Below are 17,390 nucleotides of genomic sequence, written 5' to 3'. Positions count from 1 at the left end.
TTTTTACCGTTCAGGTATCCGCACTACGCGCTTCCAATTAATCCGCTGGCACGCAATACCCGCCGCTGCACCGCATCCGGCAGTACCGCATTCATTCCCCCGACGCATCCCAGACTGAACCAGTGACGCGCACGGGTGATGCCGGTGTAAATCAGCTCACGGGTCAGGATCGGGCTGAGGTTTTCCGGCAGTAATAGCGCGGTATGGGTGAATTCAGAACCCTGCGATTTATGAACCGTCATGGCGAATACCGTTTCCACCGCCTGCAAACGCCCCGGCATTACCCAGCGGATATCCTGCGTACCGTCACCGGCCAGAAACGCCACGCGCAAGGTCGGCACGACGGAACCATCCGGCAGCCGGTGCGGGATCTCCAGCGTGATGCCAATATCGCCATTCATCAGTCGCTGGCTGTAGTCGTTACGCGTGACCAGTACCGGACGCCCCGGATACCAGTTAACGGATGCCTTGAGCAGCCCTTCTTTTCTCAGGATTTCAGCAATTCGCTCATTCAGTTTTTCTACACCCCAGTTTCCGCCACGCAAGGCGCACAGCAACTGAAACTGGCTGTACGCCAGCAACACTTTGGTGGCCCAGCGGTTGAACGCTTCGGGCGGTTCATCGTCTGCCGGACGCTCATTGATCATGATCGTCAGATAGTGGCGATAGCCGACCGGGGGTTCGACGCCTTCACGCGTTGCCGCCGCCGGAAACTGCTTCGCGCCGCCATTCACCACCCAGTCGCGCAGCTCACGGTCATCGTCCGCGCTCAGCGTCAGTTGCGCCAGATCGGCATAACCCTGTTTCCAGACCTGTTTCAGCCCTTTCACGTCGCCATCGTTTACCGCTTCCGCCAGCCTGCCGATGCCACTTTGTGCATCAAAACGGTAGCTGTGACGCAGCATCACCACCGCCTGATCCATCGCCGTGCCGTGCGGATCAACCAGCTGATCCGCAATGGATTCGCCGGTCACTTCCTCCAGCCAGTCACGGGTTTGCGGCAGATAATGGCCGCCAGCCGCCCGCTGACACAATTCACTGAGCAACGCCCCCGCTTCCACCGACGCCAGCTGATCTTTATCACCGAGCAGGATCAGTCGCGCCTGCTCCGGCAACGCCGCCAGCAGCGCCGCCATCATTTCCAGATCGACCATCGAGGCTTCATCCACCACCAGCACATCCAGCAGTAACGGATTCCCCGGATGGTGGCGGAAATGCCGGGTATCCGGGCGGCTGCCAAGCAGGCGGTGCAGAGTCACAACATCGGTGTTGATGCTGTCGCGCACGGCATCGCCGTTGCCCAGCGCACTGAGATCCAGCTTCGACACCGCACCGGCAATGGATTCATTGAGACGCGCCGCTGCCTTGCCGGTCGGTGCCGCCAGACGGATACGCAGCGGTTGGCCGTGTTCTTCCAGCGCCAGTGTCTGCAACAACGCCAGCAGGCGCACCACCGTGGTGGTTTTACCGGTGCCCGGCCCGCCGGTAATAATGCTGAATGCATTGCCCGCGGCCAGCGCACAGGCCAGTTTCTGCCAGTTGGCGGCCTGTGATTTACCGTCCGGCGGGAACAGCGCCGTAAGCGGTGCGCGCAGCGATGCCACCGGCAAGGTGTGCAGTGCGCTGCGCGTCAGACGTTGTTCTATCGCCGTGCGGACATTTTGTTCGTACTGCCAGTAACGGCGCAGGTACAGTCGCTGACCGGCCAGCACCAGCGGCGAATTGCCTGCGCCTTCGCTGACCAGCGTCGGGTGCGCCAGCGCCGACAGCCACTCCGTCAGCGTCAGGTGTTCCAGCACGGCGGCGGGGCGGATCACCGCACCATCGGCATGATCGCCGTCCGGCGGCAGCGAAAGTGAAAAGGCGCTGTCATCGAGCGTGGCCTGCAAGTCCAGACACACATGGCCGCGCCCCAGCTGATAGCTGGTCAGCGCGGTCGCCAGCAATAACAGCGGATGAGCATCCGGCGCTTCCTTCGCCAGAAACGTCACCAGTGCGCGATCCAGTTCGCGCAGCCAGCCACATTCCACCCAGCTTGCCAGCAGTTGTGCGATATCTTCCCGGCTGTTGATTTTCATACATGTGCCTCACTGCCGCTGAACAGCGCGTCGAGTTGTTCCATTAACGCTTTATCCGGCCGCTGAACGCAGACGCCATTACCCGGCGCGTGGCTGCCGCGCAGGAAGAGATAGACTGCGCCGCCAATGTGCCGGTCATAGTCGTAGTCCGGCAGACGGGATTTCAGCAGACGATGTAGCGCAAACAGGTACAGTGTGAACTGTAAATCGTAGCGGTGATCCCGCATCGATTGCGTCATGGTGTTCTGGTCATACCCGCTGGCGTCATCGCCGAGCCAGTTAGATTTGTAATCCAGCACGTAATAACGCCCGTTGTGCTCAAACACCAGATCGATAAAGCCTTTCAGCATACCGTTGAGATCTTCCGCCACCAGCGGTGCGCGCTCCGCCCCCTCCAGCGTGTATTGCTGAACCAGCCGGTCGAGGTGGCGGGTTGGCACCTGCGTCAGCGGGAACCAGAACTCCATTTCCACCTGATAAGGCGGCAGTTCCGCCAGCGTGAAAGTGGTACCGTCAGGCAAGCCCAGCGGTTGCGTCAGTAACGCGGTCAGCCAGCCGGTCAGCGGCTCGATCCATTTTTCCCAGCCGCGCGTATTACAACGCCGGGCAACCTGATCGGCGATTTTCGCCGGATCGGCCGCCAGCGCGGCAAACCCTTCGTCACCCGCCCATTCCAGCAAACCGTGCAGGAAATTACCCGGTGCAGGGCCGCGCGGGAAGGCATACAAATTCTCGCCGGTCATCGGTTGTGGCAGCCCTTCCGGCTGTTCTTTTCCGGCATCACGGATTTTCTGATCTTCTAAATAACTGTCCTGCGCGGCGCTTTCGATTTCAGCCAGCGGCTCACGGTTCAGGTTTTCGGCCACGATATACGTACCGGCAGCCGCGATTTGCAGGCCGGAGAAACTCGTCACCCACCAGCGCGGCCCTTTATGGGTACGCAGTGGCGGACGTGGCCCGAGCGCCGGCAGCGTCTGCTCACTGCGATAAAGGGCACCGTCCGGCAGGGGCAGCGGCCAGGCACGGATGTTTTCCGTTTCCAGCGCCTGCAAACTCGCAGGCAGCGCATCCGCCTCAATGGTTTCCCCACCGTGGAAAAGATAACCGGGCGCGCTCTTTTCGAACTCTTTCAGCGGTGCCATACCTAGCCACAGCGCGTAACGTGAGCGGGTCAGCGCCACATAAAACTTACGCAGATCCTCGCCCAGACGCTCGCGGTCGGCCTGCACCAGTTGCTCATCCGTCGCACTCAGCGCGACTTCCAGTTCACCTTCCGGCGTATGCCATTTCAGCGGTGAATCCTGTTTTTTGACCGCGCGGAACGCACAGGCAAACGGCAGGAACACCAGCGGATATTCCAGCCCTTTGGATTTATGTACCGTGACCACTTTCACCAGATCCGCATCACTCTCGAGACGCAGTTTGCGGGCATCGCCGCCCTGATGTTCATCCTGACATTGTTCCGCCAGATAGCGGATCAGCGCATGTTCGCCGTCGAGTTGCACGCTGGCCTGTTGCAGCAGTTCGGAAAGGTGCAGCAGATCGGTCAGCGCACGCTCGTCGCCCCGGCCAAGCAGACGGCGCGGCACGTCGAATTCCCACATCAGGCGGCGCAGCATCGGCAAAATGCCCTGCTTGCGCCAGCAGGTGCGAAACGCCTGAAATTGTTGCACGTAGCGTTCCCACTCATTCTCGTCCTGATTCAGCCGGTCTAGCGCCTCCCAACTGAGGTTGAGCGAAGGCGTGGCAAGGGCAGCGCGCAGCAGACGGTCGTTTTCCGGCGCGGCACAGGCCGCCAGCCAGTATTGCAACTCCCCCGCCTGCGCACTTTCAAAAATCGATTCTTTATCGGAAAGATAAACACTGCGCACGCCGCGTTTCGACAGCGCGGTGCGCACCGCCGCCGCTTCACGGCCGGTATTCACCAGCACCGCCACATCGCCCGGCATTACCGGTTTCAGGGTTTCACCGGGCAGCCCGAAACCGGCAGACCCTTGCTGGCCGAGGCGCAACAACCGCACGATTTCCGTTGCACAGCCTTCGGCCATCAGCTGGACATACTGCATTTTCGGCAAGGTGTCCGGCTGATTTTCCGGGTACCACAGCGTCATCGCCGCCGCTTCGGCATCATCAATCACCAGCGTGTCGGCGCGCCCTTTGGCTTCCACCGGCAGGAACGGCACCTGATTGTCATCGTCACGACGGAACAGGAACGCGCCCTCCCCTGCGCGGCGCTTCTCGGCCAGCTCAAACACCTGATTGACCGACGCCACCATCGCGCGGGTGGAACGGAAATTGGTCGCCAGCGTGTAGTGACGGCCACCGGTATCGCGACGGGCGCGCAGATAGGTGTAAATATCCGCGCCACGGAAGGCGTAAATCGCCTGTTTAGGGTCGCCGATCAGGATCAGCCCCTGCTCCGGCGCGTTTTCCGCCACGCGGTAAATCGCGTCGAAAATACGGTATTGCAGCGGATCGGTATCCTGAAATTCGTCGATCATCGCCAGCGGAAATTGCGTGCGGATGATCTCCGCCAGCCGCGCACCGTTGTCGCTGCGCAGGGCGGTATCGAGACGGGTCAGCAAATCATTGAAACCCATCTGTGCACGCTTTTGCTGCTCAGCGTCAAAGCGGTGCTGGATCCAGCGGCAGGCATGTTGCAGTAAACCGCTGCGGGCGTCCGGCAGGCTTTCAAGACGGGCTTTCAGGGTTTCCATCGCCGTCAGCGCCGGATGTTCAGGGGGATCGCCCTGTTTCCAGCATTCCCTTAAACCGGCGGGAGTAAGGCGCGTCCAGCCGGTTTTCAGATCCGGTATCACGTCGTCCGTCGTCGCCCAGGTGTGCAGTTTTTCCAGCCACGGATTGAAAAACCGCGCCTGAATTTTTTTGCCATCGACTACTTTCGCCGCCACCGCACCTTCGAGCATGGTGCGCAGTTCCTGCGTCCATTGCGGCCAGTCTTGTTTCAGCGCCGCCAGTTCTGCGGCTTTCTGGTTATTGACCGTCTCGCACACCTCGGCGGGCGTCTGATCAGACCCCAGTGCGTCGGCATACTCCAGCAACGGCATTACGCTGCGGTGCAGGTCTTCCGGCGACCGCCACCAGCCGCGTAACGTTTTGATTTCCGCCTCGCTGAGCGGGAAGTAAAAACTGCGCCAGTAATCGCGCACCACGTTCATCAGCAGTTCGGTCTGATCGGTTTCCAGCGTCTGGGTAAACAGGCTGTCGCTGTCGAATGCGTGCTCGCCAAGCATACGGTTACACCAGCCGTGAATGGTCGATACGGCAGATTCATCCATCCACTCCGCCGCCAGTTGCAGCTTGCGCGCACAGCCCGGCCACTGCTCCGGCGTATATTCCGCGCGCAGATCCTGCAAAAATTCATCGCAGGCTGAAGGCGCCAGCGGATCTTCTAAAAAACACGCTGCCGCCGTCGACAGCCGTTCGCGAATTCGATCGCGCAGTTCTTTGGTGGCCGCGTCGGTAAATGTCACCACCAGAATTTCCGGCGGTGTCAGCGGGCGGCTGAAGGCATTGTCGCCACCGTGACCGAGCACCAGCCGCACATACAGCGCGGCGATGGTGAAGGTTTTGCCGGTCCCGGCGCTGGCTTCGATCAGGCGGCTGCCCGTCAGCGGGAAGTTCAGTACGTTCAGGGGTGAGGGCAACGTTTGTTCCGTCATTCCTTCGCTCCTTTTTTGCTGCGGGAAAGGTGACTGATTAATGGGGTCAGCAGCGTATCAGCCAGCCGGGCAAACTCGCCGTCTGCCCATAGCGTGGCAAAATCCGGCCATGCGCGGGCCAGATAGGCATTGCTGTCGCGTTCACCAAATTTCATGTTAGCCGGATCGTGATTCTCATAACTGTCACGGGCAGCCAGCCAGGCATCGCTGTCCGGCGCGCTGTTTTCCGTGCCCTCTTTTTTCAGCCAGACAAAGGCGGTTTTCACTGCCAGCGGCAACGGGCGTAACTGCCCCGCTTTCCACGTGGTAATCAGCGTTTTCCATATGTCCTGCGCCTGTGCAATATCCAGCGGCGGCAGTTCAGCAGTGCCGTTTTTACTGACGATCACCGTGTGCATCGGCTGTCCGTTAAGGTGTCCGGCGAGGTGTGCGACCCAGTAAGGCAGCAGGCGGTCAAAGCGGTAACTGCGCTCTTTGGTCATGATGCCGATGCTTTCCAGCACCACGCGCGCACGGTCGCCCGCCGCATTTGCCCGCAGTTCACTCAGCCAGTCGGAGAACATCACGCCGCCGGTGTCATCTTCCAGCGCCTCATTTGCCAGCGGTTGCGGCCAGTTATCGAGTACCTGCTGATAACTGGCAAACAAGGTGTCCATCGGCTCGGCGAGATCTTCGCTCAGCACCGCAGCGAACTCGCCCGGAGCCAGTTCGCCGCGCCGCTCAATGCGTTCAAGTTGCTGACGCAACACATCCTGCCGCGAAACGCCTGCTTCCAGTGCCTGTTTCTGCGCGCGGATCAGTTCATCCTGCAAACGCCAGTTTTCCAGCGCATTGATGTCGAACGGCTCCTGATCTTCGCTGCCGGGATCTTCCAGCTCAAAATAGATGTTCAGCCGCTGGCGGAAGAAACTGCGCACCGGGTCGGACAGAAAATCCGACAACTGCCGCAGTGTCAGCGCGCCTTCCTGTTCAACAGGTTGCAGCGGTTGCGCCACCACGGCGGCGGCTTCGGCTTCCAGACCGGCGCGCCATTCGTGGGCATAGCTGAACAACGTGCTGCCCTGACTGAAGTAATCGCGGTTGAACGGTTGCAGACGATGTTCGACGGTCAGCGCAGGCAGTAGCTCCCCGCCATTTTCCGCTTTCCAGCCCGCCGCCACATGGTCGCGCAACTGTGCCACCAACACGGAAGGCGGCCGTTCGGTATTGTCGTGAATGCTGCGACCAACCCAGCTGATATGCAGACGCTCACGGGCAGAAAGCAGCGCCTCAAGGAACAGGTAACGGTCATCTTCGCGGCGGGAACGGTCACCCGGACGGTAATCACGCCCCATCAGGTCAAAATCCATCGGCACGCGGTTACGCGGATAATCGCCGTCATTCATGCCCAGCAGATAGACGTGGCGGAACGGAATGGCGCGCATCGGCATCAGGGTGGCAAAGGTCACCGCCCCGCCGAAGAATGGCTGTGTCAGACCTGACTGGTCGAACTGCGCCAGCCAGTGATCGCGCACCACCGACAGCGGCAGTTCAGCCTGCAAATCGACGCTTTCACAGGCAGCCAGCCAGGTTTCCAGCTCGCCATGCAGACGCACTAAAATGAAGCCGTCTTCGCCGTCATCCTCGCTGAAGTACTGAGAAAGGATGTCGCGCAGGCGTTCGCCCCACACCGGCGGCGTCGCGGGTTCACGCAACTGACGCCAGGTGTCGTCGAGGCAGTTGAGCAGATGCGACAGCGGACCGATCAGCGCCGCATCCAGCCCGCCGATTTCATCCAGCGGTTCGATATCCGCCCACGCCTCGCCGCTGCCCACCGCATAACCGAGCAGCATACGTTGCAGGCCGAAGAACCAGCTGTTTTGCTCCGGCGATAACGGCAGTTCGAGGCTCTGACGCTGTTCCGCATGCAGCCCCCAGCGCACGTTAGCGGCACGTATCCAGCGATGCAGCAGCGGCAGTTGCTCTTCTTCGATGCCGAAACGCTGACGCACGGAAGGCACGTCGAGTAAATCCAGCAGATCGCTGACGGCAAAACGCGACTGCGGCAGGCTGAGCAGGCTTTCCAGCGCACCGAGTAAGGAGTTGTTCTGGCGCGGCCCCTGATCGGCAACGGTAAACGGGATATAGCGCGGGTCGCTGCGTTCCGTCAGGCCAAATACCGCCTGAATGTGCGGCGCATAGCCGTTGATATCCGGCACCATCACGATAATGTCGCGGGCTTTCAGCGTCGGATCAGCCGCCAGCGCGGCCAGCAACCGGTCATGCAGCACTTCCACTTCGCGCTGCGCGCTGTGGGTAATAAAGAAACGCAGGGAATCGTCCTGCTGAACATCCACCGCAGGCCATTCTTCGATCGTTTCCGCCAGCGGACGCAGCTGCAAAATGTCTTCCTGCAACTGGTGCAACAAGGTGTCGGTGCCGTTTGAGGTAAAGAGGTCGATACGCGGGATCACCGGCGCCAGCTGCGAGGCATAGGATTCGTGGTTGTCATATTCATTCAGCAGGCCGATATAATCGCGCCCCTGCTTGCCCCATGCCGCGAGCAGCGGATGCGCATGCTGATGAAGTTCATCTTCAGCGATCACCTGCGGCATGCCCGGCTTGCGTAATTGCCGGATCCGCTCCGCACGCAGCAGATCTTTATCGGCGATGATGTCGCTCCAGTCGTGTTCGCACGGGTTATGCACGCACATAAAGATGTGTGTCCAGCGCCCCAGCACCGCCAGCACTTCAAGGGATTGTTGCGGCAGCGAGGAAATACCGAACACCACCAGCCGCGAGGGCAATCCGGCCGGACGCTGATCTTCAGGCAGGTTTTGCGCATGTTGCAGAAAACGCTGATGCAGCGCCGCACGGCTGGTGCCGCGCTCGTTTTCAGGCACATCCGCCAGCAGCGCACGCCACAGTTGCGGCTGCCACAGCAGGTTTTCCGGTAAGGGTTCGCTGCCCTGGCGGCTGGTGCGCAGGACGTCCTGCCCGTTGCCCCAGTCTTCCAGCCAGTCGGCACGGTAAACCTGATACTGATCGAATAAATCCGCCAGACGCTGCGCCAGCTGATGCAGTTTACGCATGTCGCCGTCTTCTTTTAAGAAACGGGCCAGCGGCGCAAACACCGGTTCTGCCAGCAGTTCAGGCAACAGGCGGATCAGTCGCCAGGTCAGCAACGGCCGGTCAAACGGGGACGATTCCGGCACCTGTTCTTTGCCAAGCACCGCGCGGTAAACCTGCCAGAAAAAACGCGCCGGAAGCTTGATATCCAGCGCCGCCGCAATTCCGCAGCCACCGTCCGCCACATCACGCGCCAGCGCCAGTTTCAGCCACTGGTTGATGCCGTTGCTTTGCACCAGGATCACTTCGTTTTCCAGCGGCGACAGCGGATGCGCCGCCATCCACGTGACCAGCACATCCCTCAGCGCCTCTGAGTGATTTCCGTGTAATACCATCAAACCTGAATTCACGCCCGCATCCCTTGTTATCGCCTGTCAGGGGTGAGATTTTGCGTTCATTTGGAAAGGATTGAAAGGACAGAAAAGAAAAGAGGCAGGGCTTGCGGCCTGCCTCGTAGCAAAATGTAACGCGCTGAAAATTAGCTGCGCATTTTACAAGCCGCCCCGATCATTCCGTCCAGCCATTCCTGATGGCCGTTGATCATCGGGTTAGGTCGGGTTACCGCTAAATCGCGTGCCGGTTTACCGTTTTGCGTTTCCTGCGTCAGGATACGCACACGGCCGCCGGAAAGTTCTTCGATAAGCCACGCGTGATGCACGTCGAGACGGGTGTCGGCGTCGCCTTCTGCCCAGCCGTGCCACGCCATGCGCGCTGGCTGCCCGTTGACCGGCGGCACGTATTCCGTCACCTGCGCTTCGACCGGGAAACCAAAGGTACTGAACCGGAAACGGGCACCGTCGCTCAGGCCCGGCCCCGTGCCGTCGTAGAAAGCAATATCAGACGCGTTGCTGTAATACACCGGCCAGGCGGCAGTGTTATCCAGTTGTGCCCAGAGTTCGTCAACCGTCACGCCGGTGATGATCATTTCGTTTGACGCGAAGTTGTCGGTTTCGCCGGGGATATAGCCTTGCGGCCAGTGAATCGCATTCATATTTACTTCCTTTGTATTGAGTTATGTACAGGGAACAGCCCGCAGGCTGGCGTGCATAAAGAATACGCAGGGCTGAGATATTACGGAAATCACACCTTATGATACTTACCATTTCTGATTTTTATATCTGGATGGCGGGCAAAAAAACAGGCAGAAGAAGACTTCTGCCTGCCGGTTATTTCACTGATTCATCAGCAATGATCACTGAATGCTGTAACGCTCAAGCCAGTGCGCGTAAGGCGCAGGCAGAACCCATGAAGGGTTGTCTTCGCCCAGTTCTTTTGCCAGCGCATACGGATAATGCGGGTTGGCGAGCATCGCGCGGCCAATCATCACCAGATCCATATCTTGTTCGCTGATGCAACGCTCGGCCACGTCTGCCGACGCAACGCCCCATGAGCTTGCCACCGGCAAACCAGCCTCTTCACGCACGCGGCGCGACACCGGCGCCAGGAAACCGGCACCCCATGGAACCTGTGCTTCCCAGGTGGAGAAACCGACGCTGACATTGAGCATATCCAGCCCTTTTTCGCGCAGGATACGGGTCAGTTCGATGGATTCCGCCAGCGTTTCTTCATCGCGACCGTCGTATTCGATCACGCCAAAACGCGCGGTGATCGGCAGGTTTTTCGGCCAGACCGCGTTAACGGCATCGAAAGTCTCAATCAGGAAACGGCTGCGACCGGCGAAGTCACCGCCGTATTCGTCCGTGCGGGTGTTGGAATGCACGGAGAAGAAGCTTTGCGCCAGATAGCCGTGGGCAAAATGCAGTTCCAGCCATTCAAAACCGGCATCGCGTGCGCGTTTTGCGGCAGCGACAAAATCCGCCATCACGCGCTGGATATCGGCTTTGGTCATTTCTTTCGGCACTTTTGGCAGATGTTTGCCGAATGCGACAGCGGATGGCGCAAGGGTCGCCCAGCCACGCGGATCGCCTTCCGCAATATGATCGTCCCCTTCCCACGGCAGATTGGCGCTGGCTTTACGGCCTGCATGTCCGATCTGGATCCCCGGTACCGCGCCTGCGGCTTTGATAGATTTGGCGATTTTCGCCAGTTCAGCGGCCTGTTCATCGTTCCAGATCCCAAGACATCCTGGGGTGATCCGGCCTTCCGGCGATACGGCCGTCGCTTCGACAATCACCAGACTCGCGCCGCCGCGTGCCAGCGTGGCGTAATGCACCTGATGCCAGTCGTTCGGCACGCCATCGGTGGCGGAATACTGGCACATTGGCGGAACGGCAATGCGGTTTTTCAGGGTGACGTCTTTCAGCGTAAACGGCGTGAAAAGTGCAGACATAATATTTCCTCGGTGGATTGGCGCATTTAGCACACAGAGTGCTGCCAAAGAGCTATAAGCAGAAGTATAGAAATATTATAGTGCGTATCAAATTTCGTTATAACTCAATCGGTGCCCTGCCTATGCGCAATCTGAAGAGTCTCGACCTCAACCTGTTAAAGACTTTCGATGCATTGCTCGACGAGCGCAGCGTGACCCGCGCCGCAGAGCGCCTTTCCCTGACGCAACCCGCTGTAAGCAGCATGCTGACGCGTCTGCGGGAAAGTTTTGATGATCCCTTATTCGTGCGGGCGCGCTACGGTATCGTGCCGACCGAACGCGCGCTGTCTCTGGCTAAACCGGTGAAACGGGTGATGGCGGAAATCGGCGCGCTGTTACAGCCGGAGGTATTTATACCCGCTGACTGCGAGATGACGTTTACCCTCGCCGCCACCGATTACGCGCTGGGCGTGATTATCGTGCCGTTTTTTTCGCTGTTACAGAAGCTCGCGCCGGGTATTCATCTGTCGGTTCAACGGGTTGAGGATTCGACCCTTTCGGGGCGGCTGGAGCGCGGTGAAATCGACCTGGCGCTGCTGACGCCGGAGTCCACGCCGCCCGATCTGCATATCCGCCATTTATATGATGAACGTTATGTATGTACGCTGCGCAAAGGCCATCCGGCGCTGAATCAAGGCACGATCTCGCTGGAGACATTTTGTCAGTACGACCACGCACTGGTGTCACTGAGCGGCGAAAATTTTGCCGGCGTGACGGATACTGCCCTTCACGCGCTGGGCAAAAAACGCAACGTGGTGCTGTCGGTGAACAGTTTTCTGGTGCTGCCGCCGGTTTTACAGACCACGGATCTGATCGCCGTAGTACCGGAACGGCTGGTGCGCGATGCCGCAGGGCTGGAAGTGATGCCGCCACCGCTGACCATTCCTGGCTTTACCAAAGTCGCCGCGTGGCACGAACGCTCGCATCTTTCCGCCGCACATCAGTGGCTGAGACAGCAACTGGCGCAGGTCTGTAGCGGGCAGTAATGACGTATTCTGAGACATCGATAAAATCTGCCTATAAGGACTCATACCATGGGAAAACTGCCTGCCATCACCATCACATATTGTTCTCAATGCAACTGGCTGCTGCGCGCCGCGTGGATGGCGCAGGAACTGCTCAATTCGTTCAGCACCGATCTGGCGTCCGTGACGCTTGTCCCCGGTACCGGCGGCATCTACGAAATCAAAGTCGATGACGAAATCATCTGGGAACGCAAACGCGACGGCGGTTTCCCTGACGCCGCGCCGCTTAAACAGCGCGTGCGCGATATCTGTTTCCCGGAAAGATCGCTGGGGCATGTGGATAAGAAGAAGGCAGGTGACGAATAAGTTCTGAGGCTGCGGCTAACCCCGCAGCGCGTTAACAGCTCACCCTGCTTTCAGCATATCAAACACCACCTGCGCAAAGCCTTTGGCGAGTGCGGGATTGGAAAGATACTGCATCATCATATTTTGCTGAGCTGCATTGCAGTCCATGATGGCCTCATCAACAGCTTTTGGAAAATCGCCTAACATCGCTTGTTCACGGGTGTTATTAGCAAGCTGCGTCATGACAGCCGTGTTTTCTGAGATCTTGTCTTTAACTGTGAAAGCACAGTTGATCATATCTTTATCCGTCAGATGGTCACCGACAAAAAGCGCATTCAGACGTTCAAGGATTTGCGACATAAAGTCTTCTTTTTTGTCTTTAGGTTTCGCCGATCCGACGTCGTTACCGGGCTGCAAACCCTCTTCCGCACTGGCCGCGGTGAGGCGCAGTTGCTGTTCGCGCATTTTCGACAGGCGGTAATGGCTCATCACCACATTCTGCAAATCCACGTCGTCTTCCTGCACGTTTGATTCGCGCAGCAGCGGGCGCAGATGCCGTGCGAACAGGCTGAGTTTCTCCAGATCCTGATTGTCGTAATCGACGATCTGCGAAATGAATTCATAAAAGCGCACAAAGCTGCCGAGATCTTTTTTGAAAATTTCCAGCCGGTCTTTTTCCCTTTTGCATTCTTTAAAGGTGTTTTCTGCATTGGCGATTAATATCGGCTCGCGGGTCGTTTTGGTGATCTCGAACATGCGTTTGGATTGCAGATAGGCTTCAGTCGCCGAAGCATAGCGTTTTTCCCAGCGTTCCACGGCCGGTCGGCTGATATTGCTCAGTGCCGCGCCAGATTTGTTTTTACTGAAAAAGGCGGTGCAGAACTGTTCGACTTCACGCCATTGAAAAATCCCGCTGGTACGCAGTTTTTCAAACAGCTCAAACACCAGCGCCGGGTCAGACACATCCGTCAGTTCAGCGGTCTGATAATAGGGCCGGAAGGCTTGCAGGATGTCATCCGGGTCATTCACAAAATCGAGAATAAAGGTGCCGGATGCCGCTTTGACGGGATATATACGGTTCAGGCGCGATAGTGTCTGCACACATTCGACGCCGCCGAGCGGTTTATCGACATACATGGCACACAGTTTTGGCTGGTCAAATCCGGTCTGGAATTTGTTCGCCACCAGCATCACCTGATAGTCGTCGCTGTCGAAAGCTTTGCGCATATCACGCCCCTTCAGGCCGGGGTTCATGTTGGTTTCTGTGTATTTCTGCCCCAGCTGCGCCTCGCTGTTCGGGTCGTTTTCGCTGAATTCCACTTCACCGGAAAACGCCACCATGGCGCTGATTTTCTGGTAATGATTCTGGTGAATGTACTTATCGAACGCCAGTTTGTAACGCACCGCTTCCTTGCGCGAACGGGTGACCACCATGGCTTTGGCCTGGCCGCCGAGCAGGTTCATCACGTGGTTTTTATAGTGCTCGACAATCACTTTCACTTTCTGCGCGATGTTGTAATCGTGCAGCCGCACCCACTGAGTCAGGCGTCTGTTGGCCTTTTTGTCATCGACTTCTTTGTCGGCATCCGCCTGTTTCTGCGCCAGTTTGTAGGCCACATGATAAGTGACGTAATTTTTCAGCACATCGAGAATAAAGCCCTCTTCGATGGCCTGCCGCATGGAATACACATGAAACGCCTGCGGCCGGTTGGTTTTCGATGCCGGTTCGTTCGGGTTGGGAAGACGGCCAAACAACTCCAGCGTTTTGGCTTTCGGCGTGGCTGTGAAGGCGTAATAGTTGAGATTATTGCTGCCGCGCCGGGCAACCATGGTGGCGTCCATGATGTCTTCGGAGGACAACTCAACGTCGTCGCCGGTGTTCTCCAGCATCAGTACTTCTTTCAGCTGGCGCGCGGTCGAACCGCTTTGCGAAGAGTGCGCCTCATCGGCAATGATCGCGTACTGGCGTTGTTTCAGGCTCAGGCTGTTTTCGATCGCTTTCAGCACATGCGGGAAGGTCTGGATGGTGACGATGATGATCGGCTGCGAGTTTTCCAGCGCCGCCGCCAGTTTATCGGCTTTCGAGCCGTCACCGGTTTTGTTATTGATGCGCCCGACCACGCCGTCGGCATGTTCGAACTGGTAAATGGTGTCCTGAAGCTGATCGTCCAGCACCGTGCGGTCGGTCACCACGATCACCGAGTGAAACTGCTTTTGTCCGTCTGCGGCATACAGCGTCGAAAGCTGATGCGCCGTCCAGGCAATCGAGTTGGATTTGCCGGATCCGGCGCTGTGCTGGATCAGGTATTTATGCCCGCAGCCTTCCTGCACTGCGGCGCGCACCAGTTTATTCACCACATCCCACTGGTGATAGCGCGGGAATATCAGCGTCTCTTTCTTGTATTTCAGCCCCTGCCAGTCTTCTTTTTCTTCGATTTGCAGATGCACATAACTGCCCAGAATGGTCAGCAGATTGGCGGGCAGCAACACTTCATTCCACAGATAATCCGTGGCGTAACGGGTCTGGTCGGCGGGCGTCGGATTGCCCTTCCCGCCTTCCGCTGTGCCTTTGTTAAACGGCAGAAAATACGTCTCTTTGCCCGCCAGCCGGGTGGTCATAAACACGTCGTGCTGACTGACAGCAAAATGCACCAGCGCCCCGCGCTTGAAAGTCAGTAACGGCTCCGGTTTTTTGGTCGCCGGATCTTTCGGCAGACGGGTGTCTTTGTACTGAGCGACCGCACTTTGCACCGTCTGTTTGAACTCAGATTTGAGTTCCAGCGTGGCGACCGGCAAACCGTTGACGAATAACACCAGATCGATACGCCAGCGTTTGGCTTTCACCCCGCTTGCCGCGAAATGCTCCGCGCTGGCATAGGGGCTGTACACCAGTTCCAGCACCACGCGGCAGATATTCTGCCGGTAGCGCGCCAGCGTCTCCGGGTTCAGGCCGTGCTCGGGTTTGAACTGACAGAGGGAGAAATCCGCATTACGGATCTTCAATCCATGACGCAGAACGCCGAGCGTGCCATAAGTGCGGGAAAGTTTATCCGTGGCATTAATGTCGGCTTTGTTCAGCTGCGTCAGCAATGCATCCAGGAAATGACGTTCGGTATCCTGCGGATACACCCGCGCCAGCTTCTCCCACGCTTTCGGCTGCGTGGTCTGCACAAAGGTCAGAACGTCCTGAAGATACAGCGCCCGCTGGCGATCGTAACCGTCCGGTTTACCGCTGATCCAGCCGTTTTCGCAAAGCTGCGAGATCATTTCATCCTGAAAAATCCGCTCTTTGGTCGGATCCGACATCATGCCGTCACCTCGTCGGATTCTGTCTGCGTGACAGGAACCTGCCAGTCACGCACGTCGATTTTGCCGGTGACAGCGGCGGAGATCAGGGCGGTGCGGCGTTCTTTGAGGAGTTCGATTTGTTGTTGCTGGAGATCGATAAGGGTATCGATTTTGGCGGTTTCGTGATCGAGGAAGTTACAAATATTCAAACACTCAGCATCAGAGGGTAGAGGACATTGTATATCCCCGAGAATCTCAAGATTTAATCCATCCCTTAAATCCCCGCCAGACATATTTCTTATATTTTGATAGTTAGATGTCAGCCACCAATAGATATATCGTGAATGGATTATTCTGTCTAAAACAATGGCAGCCATTGATTGATTACAAGTGGTATCGATGCTTAACTGTGCAACCATTCCTTTGGTTTTTCCCTGTCCTGCTAAAGCAACAACTAATGAATCCTTTGGTATCCATTTAGCACTGCTATTTTCAAACCCGATTTGAGATATATATGTTGATGGCGTTACTACATACCCTTGATTTACTGCACCAGAATTTATCCAAGGGACAGTTCCATTCTCCCAATAATCACTAATGTTTTTCGATGGTGTACCTCCGGCATAAATAATTGATAGCCACCGAAGATTTGAACCTTCCCATTTCTGCGGTAATTTATTACACCACTCAACCCCAGACTCCTTATATTCCCCATACGCCTTATACCGCCCGCTCATGAATGCACCTCCTGCAACAGCGCCATAATTTCGGCACTGATGGCATCGAGGTCTGCGTCGATCTCTTTCAGATCTCTTGGCGGCTGATAAACATAGAAGTGGCGGTTGAACGGGATCTCGTAACCGACGACGCCGATCTCGTTGTCCCTGGCATCGCGTTTGTCGGCGTTGATCCAGGCATCACTGACGTGCGGTTTGACCTCACGTTCGAAATAGCTCTCGATAAGCACGCTGGTGGCGATGGCAGGATTAAGCGGGACGTTTTCGTTGTCGCGTAAGTCGACGTCCTGTTCAAATTCCACCACCTTGCCTTTGTAGCGGAACGCGCCGTACAGCGGCTGTTCGCTTTCTTTCAGGACTTTTTTCACCACCGGTTCGGCTGCCGGATTTTTGGTGGTGACCGCCTCGATAAACTGCTTTTTCTCTTTGTTATCCAGCTTCACACCGGCGGTACTGAGCGCGGTTTTCAGGGCGTTTTCAAAGAGATTGAAATCGTTGCTGACGCTGTGTTTACCGCCGTTCGTGGTGCCAAAAGCGGTCTGGATCTGACGCGCTTTCTCCATCAGCGCACGTTGTGCCAGCCATAATTTTCCCGCGCTTCTTCCGGCAGATCCATGGCATTGACGGTGTGCGCCTGCGTCACGACCGCGTCTTTGCTGTTTTCCAGCACGCATTCCAGACGGCGTAATAAGGCGAAGGGAAGGATGATGCGTCCGTACTGCGACTGTTTGAAATCACCCCGTAGCAAATCAGCCACTGACCAGATAAAGGCAGCGGTGTGGGAAAAGTCCATTTTAGACATGCGGGTATCCGTCGGAATAATAATACACATAAAGAGTGCGAGTATTATCCGGCGC

Annotated in this window: 10 protein-coding genes and 1 pseudogene; 2 read left to right on the top strand and 9 right to left on the bottom strand. The window is 57.3% G+C overall.

Translation table 11 applies throughout. The features are described from left to right. Positions 1-23: 23 nt before the first annotated feature. From recD to J9880_RS12765, 5 genes are all read right to left on the bottom strand, one after another. Complete coding sequence (gene recD, locus J9880_RS12785) at positions 24-2,078, bottom strand: exodeoxyribonuclease V subunit alpha (RefSeq protein ID WP_232769433.1); 2,055 nt, start codon at positions 2,076-2,078, stop codon at positions 24-26. Further along, a complete protein-coding gene (gene recB / locus J9880_RS12780) occupies positions 2,075-5,761 on the bottom strand; it encodes an exodeoxyribonuclease V subunit beta (RefSeq protein ID WP_232769432.1) in 3,687 nt (1,228 codons plus the stop codon). Before recB ends, recD begins: the two co-directional genes overlap by 4 nt. After that, a complete protein-coding gene (recC, locus tag J9880_RS12775; RefSeq protein WP_408637202.1) occupies positions 5,758-9,219 on the bottom strand; it encodes an exodeoxyribonuclease V subunit gamma in 3,462 nt (1,153 codons plus the stop codon). The genes recB and recC overlap by 4 nt, the downstream gene beginning before the upstream one ends. A gap of 128 nt (positions 9,220-9,347) precedes the next feature. Next, positions 9,348-9,860: an SRPBCC family protein gene (locus J9880_RS12770; RefSeq protein WP_232769431.1), complete on the bottom strand. Its 513-nt coding sequence runs from the start codon at positions 9,858-9,860 to the stop codon at positions 9,348-9,350. Between the two features lie 201 nt (positions 9,861-10,061). Next, a complete protein-coding gene (locus tag J9880_RS12765; RefSeq protein ID WP_095923078.1) occupies positions 10,062-11,159 on the bottom strand; it encodes an NADH:flavin oxidoreductase/NADH oxidase in 1,098 nt (365 codons plus the stop codon). A 122-nt stretch (positions 11,160-11,281) separates the two neighbouring features. On the opposite strand from J9880_RS12765, the gene J9880_RS12760 reads away from it, so the two are divergent. Together J9880_RS12760 and J9880_RS12755 are read left to right on the top strand one after the other, a co-directional pair. Continuing rightward, the gene (locus J9880_RS12760; protein WP_207391074.1) at positions 11,282-12,184 is read left to right on the top strand and encodes a LysR family transcriptional regulator; all 903 of its coding nucleotides are present in this window, start codon (positions 11,282-11,284) and stop codon (positions 12,182-12,184) included. A 48-nt stretch (positions 12,185-12,232) separates the two neighbouring features. Next, entirely contained in the window at positions 12,233-12,529 is a 297-nt protein-coding gene (locus tag J9880_RS12755) for a SelT/SelW/SelH family protein (protein ID WP_232769430.1), read from the top strand. A 39-nt stretch (positions 12,530-12,568) separates the two neighbouring features. Here the strand turns inward: J9880_RS12755 and J9880_RS12750 are convergent, their stop codons facing one another. The 4 genes and pseudogenes from J9880_RS12750 to J9880_RS12735 all read right to left on the bottom strand — a co-directional run bounded on the left by J9880_RS12750 (position 12,569) and on the right by J9880_RS12735 (position 17,335). Then, positions 12,569-15,817: a type I restriction endonuclease subunit R gene (locus J9880_RS12750; RefSeq protein WP_232769429.1), complete on the bottom strand. Its 3,249-nt coding sequence runs from the start codon at positions 15,815-15,817 to the stop codon at positions 12,569-12,571. Then, on the bottom strand, positions 15,814-16,533 hold the full coding sequence (locus J9880_RS12745; protein ID WP_133822821.1) for a restriction endonuclease subunit S: 720 nt from the start codon (positions 16,531-16,533) through the stop codon (positions 15,814-15,816). The genes J9880_RS12750 and J9880_RS12745 overlap by 4 nt, the downstream gene beginning before the upstream one ends. After that, positions 16,530-17,123, bottom strand: a pseudogene (locus J9880_RS12740) (SAM-dependent DNA methyltransferase); the annotation flags it as partial. The gene J9880_RS12745 and the pseudogene J9880_RS12740, both read right to left, overlap by 4 nt. Beyond that, on the bottom strand, positions 17,096-17,335 hold the full coding sequence (locus J9880_RS12735; protein WP_165497939.1) for a type I restriction-modification system subunit M N-terminal domain-containing protein: 240 nt from the start codon (positions 17,333-17,335) through the stop codon (positions 17,096-17,098). The pseudogene J9880_RS12740 and the gene J9880_RS12735, both read right to left, overlap by 28 nt. Between the last annotated feature and the right edge of the window lie 55 nt (positions 17,336-17,390).

The sequence above is a fragment of the Rahnella victoriana genome (assembly GCF_021276285.1).
Classification (GTDB): domain Bacteria; phylum Pseudomonadota; class Gammaproteobacteria; order Enterobacterales; family Enterobacteriaceae; genus Rahnella; species Rahnella victoriana.
Note: the sequence above shows the minus strand (reverse complement) of the source record. Positions and strands in the feature narration are given on the sequence as shown.

Excerpts from the sequence above, each read along its gene's own strand:
- J9880_RS12755 (WP_232769430.1), top strand. The coding sequence starts at position 12,233 with ATGGGAAAACTGCCTGCCATCACCATCACATATTGTTCTCAATGCAAC.
- J9880_RS12760 (WP_207391074.1), top strand. The coding sequence starts at position 11,282 with ATGCGCAATCTGAAGAGTCTCGACCTCAACCTGTTAAAGACTTTCGAT.
- J9880_RS12745 (WP_133822821.1), bottom strand. The coding sequence starts at position 16,533 with ATGAGCGGGCGGTATAAGGCGTATGGGGAATATAAGGAGTCTGGGGTT.
- recD (WP_232769433.1), bottom strand. The coding sequence starts at position 2,078 with ATGAAAATCAACAGCCGGGAAGATATCGCACAACTGCTGGCAAGCTGG.
- J9880_RS12750 (WP_232769429.1), bottom strand. The coding sequence starts at position 15,817 with ATGATGTCGGATCCGACCAAAGAGCGGATTTTTCAGGATGAAATGATC.
- J9880_RS12765 (WP_095923078.1), bottom strand. The coding sequence starts at position 11,159 with ATGTCTGCACTTTTCACGCCGTTTACGCTGAAAGACGTCACCCTGAAA.
- recB (WP_232769432.1), bottom strand. The coding sequence starts at position 5,761 with ATGACGGAACAAACGTTGCCCTCACCCCTGAACGTACTGAACTTCCCG.
- J9880_RS12735 (WP_165497939.1), bottom strand. The coding sequence starts at position 17,335 with ATGTCTAAAATGGACTTTTCCCACACCGCTGCCTTTATCTGGTCAGTG.
- J9880_RS12770 (WP_232769431.1), bottom strand. The coding sequence starts at position 9,860 with ATGAATGCGATTCACTGGCCGCAAGGCTATATCCCCGGCGAAACCGAC.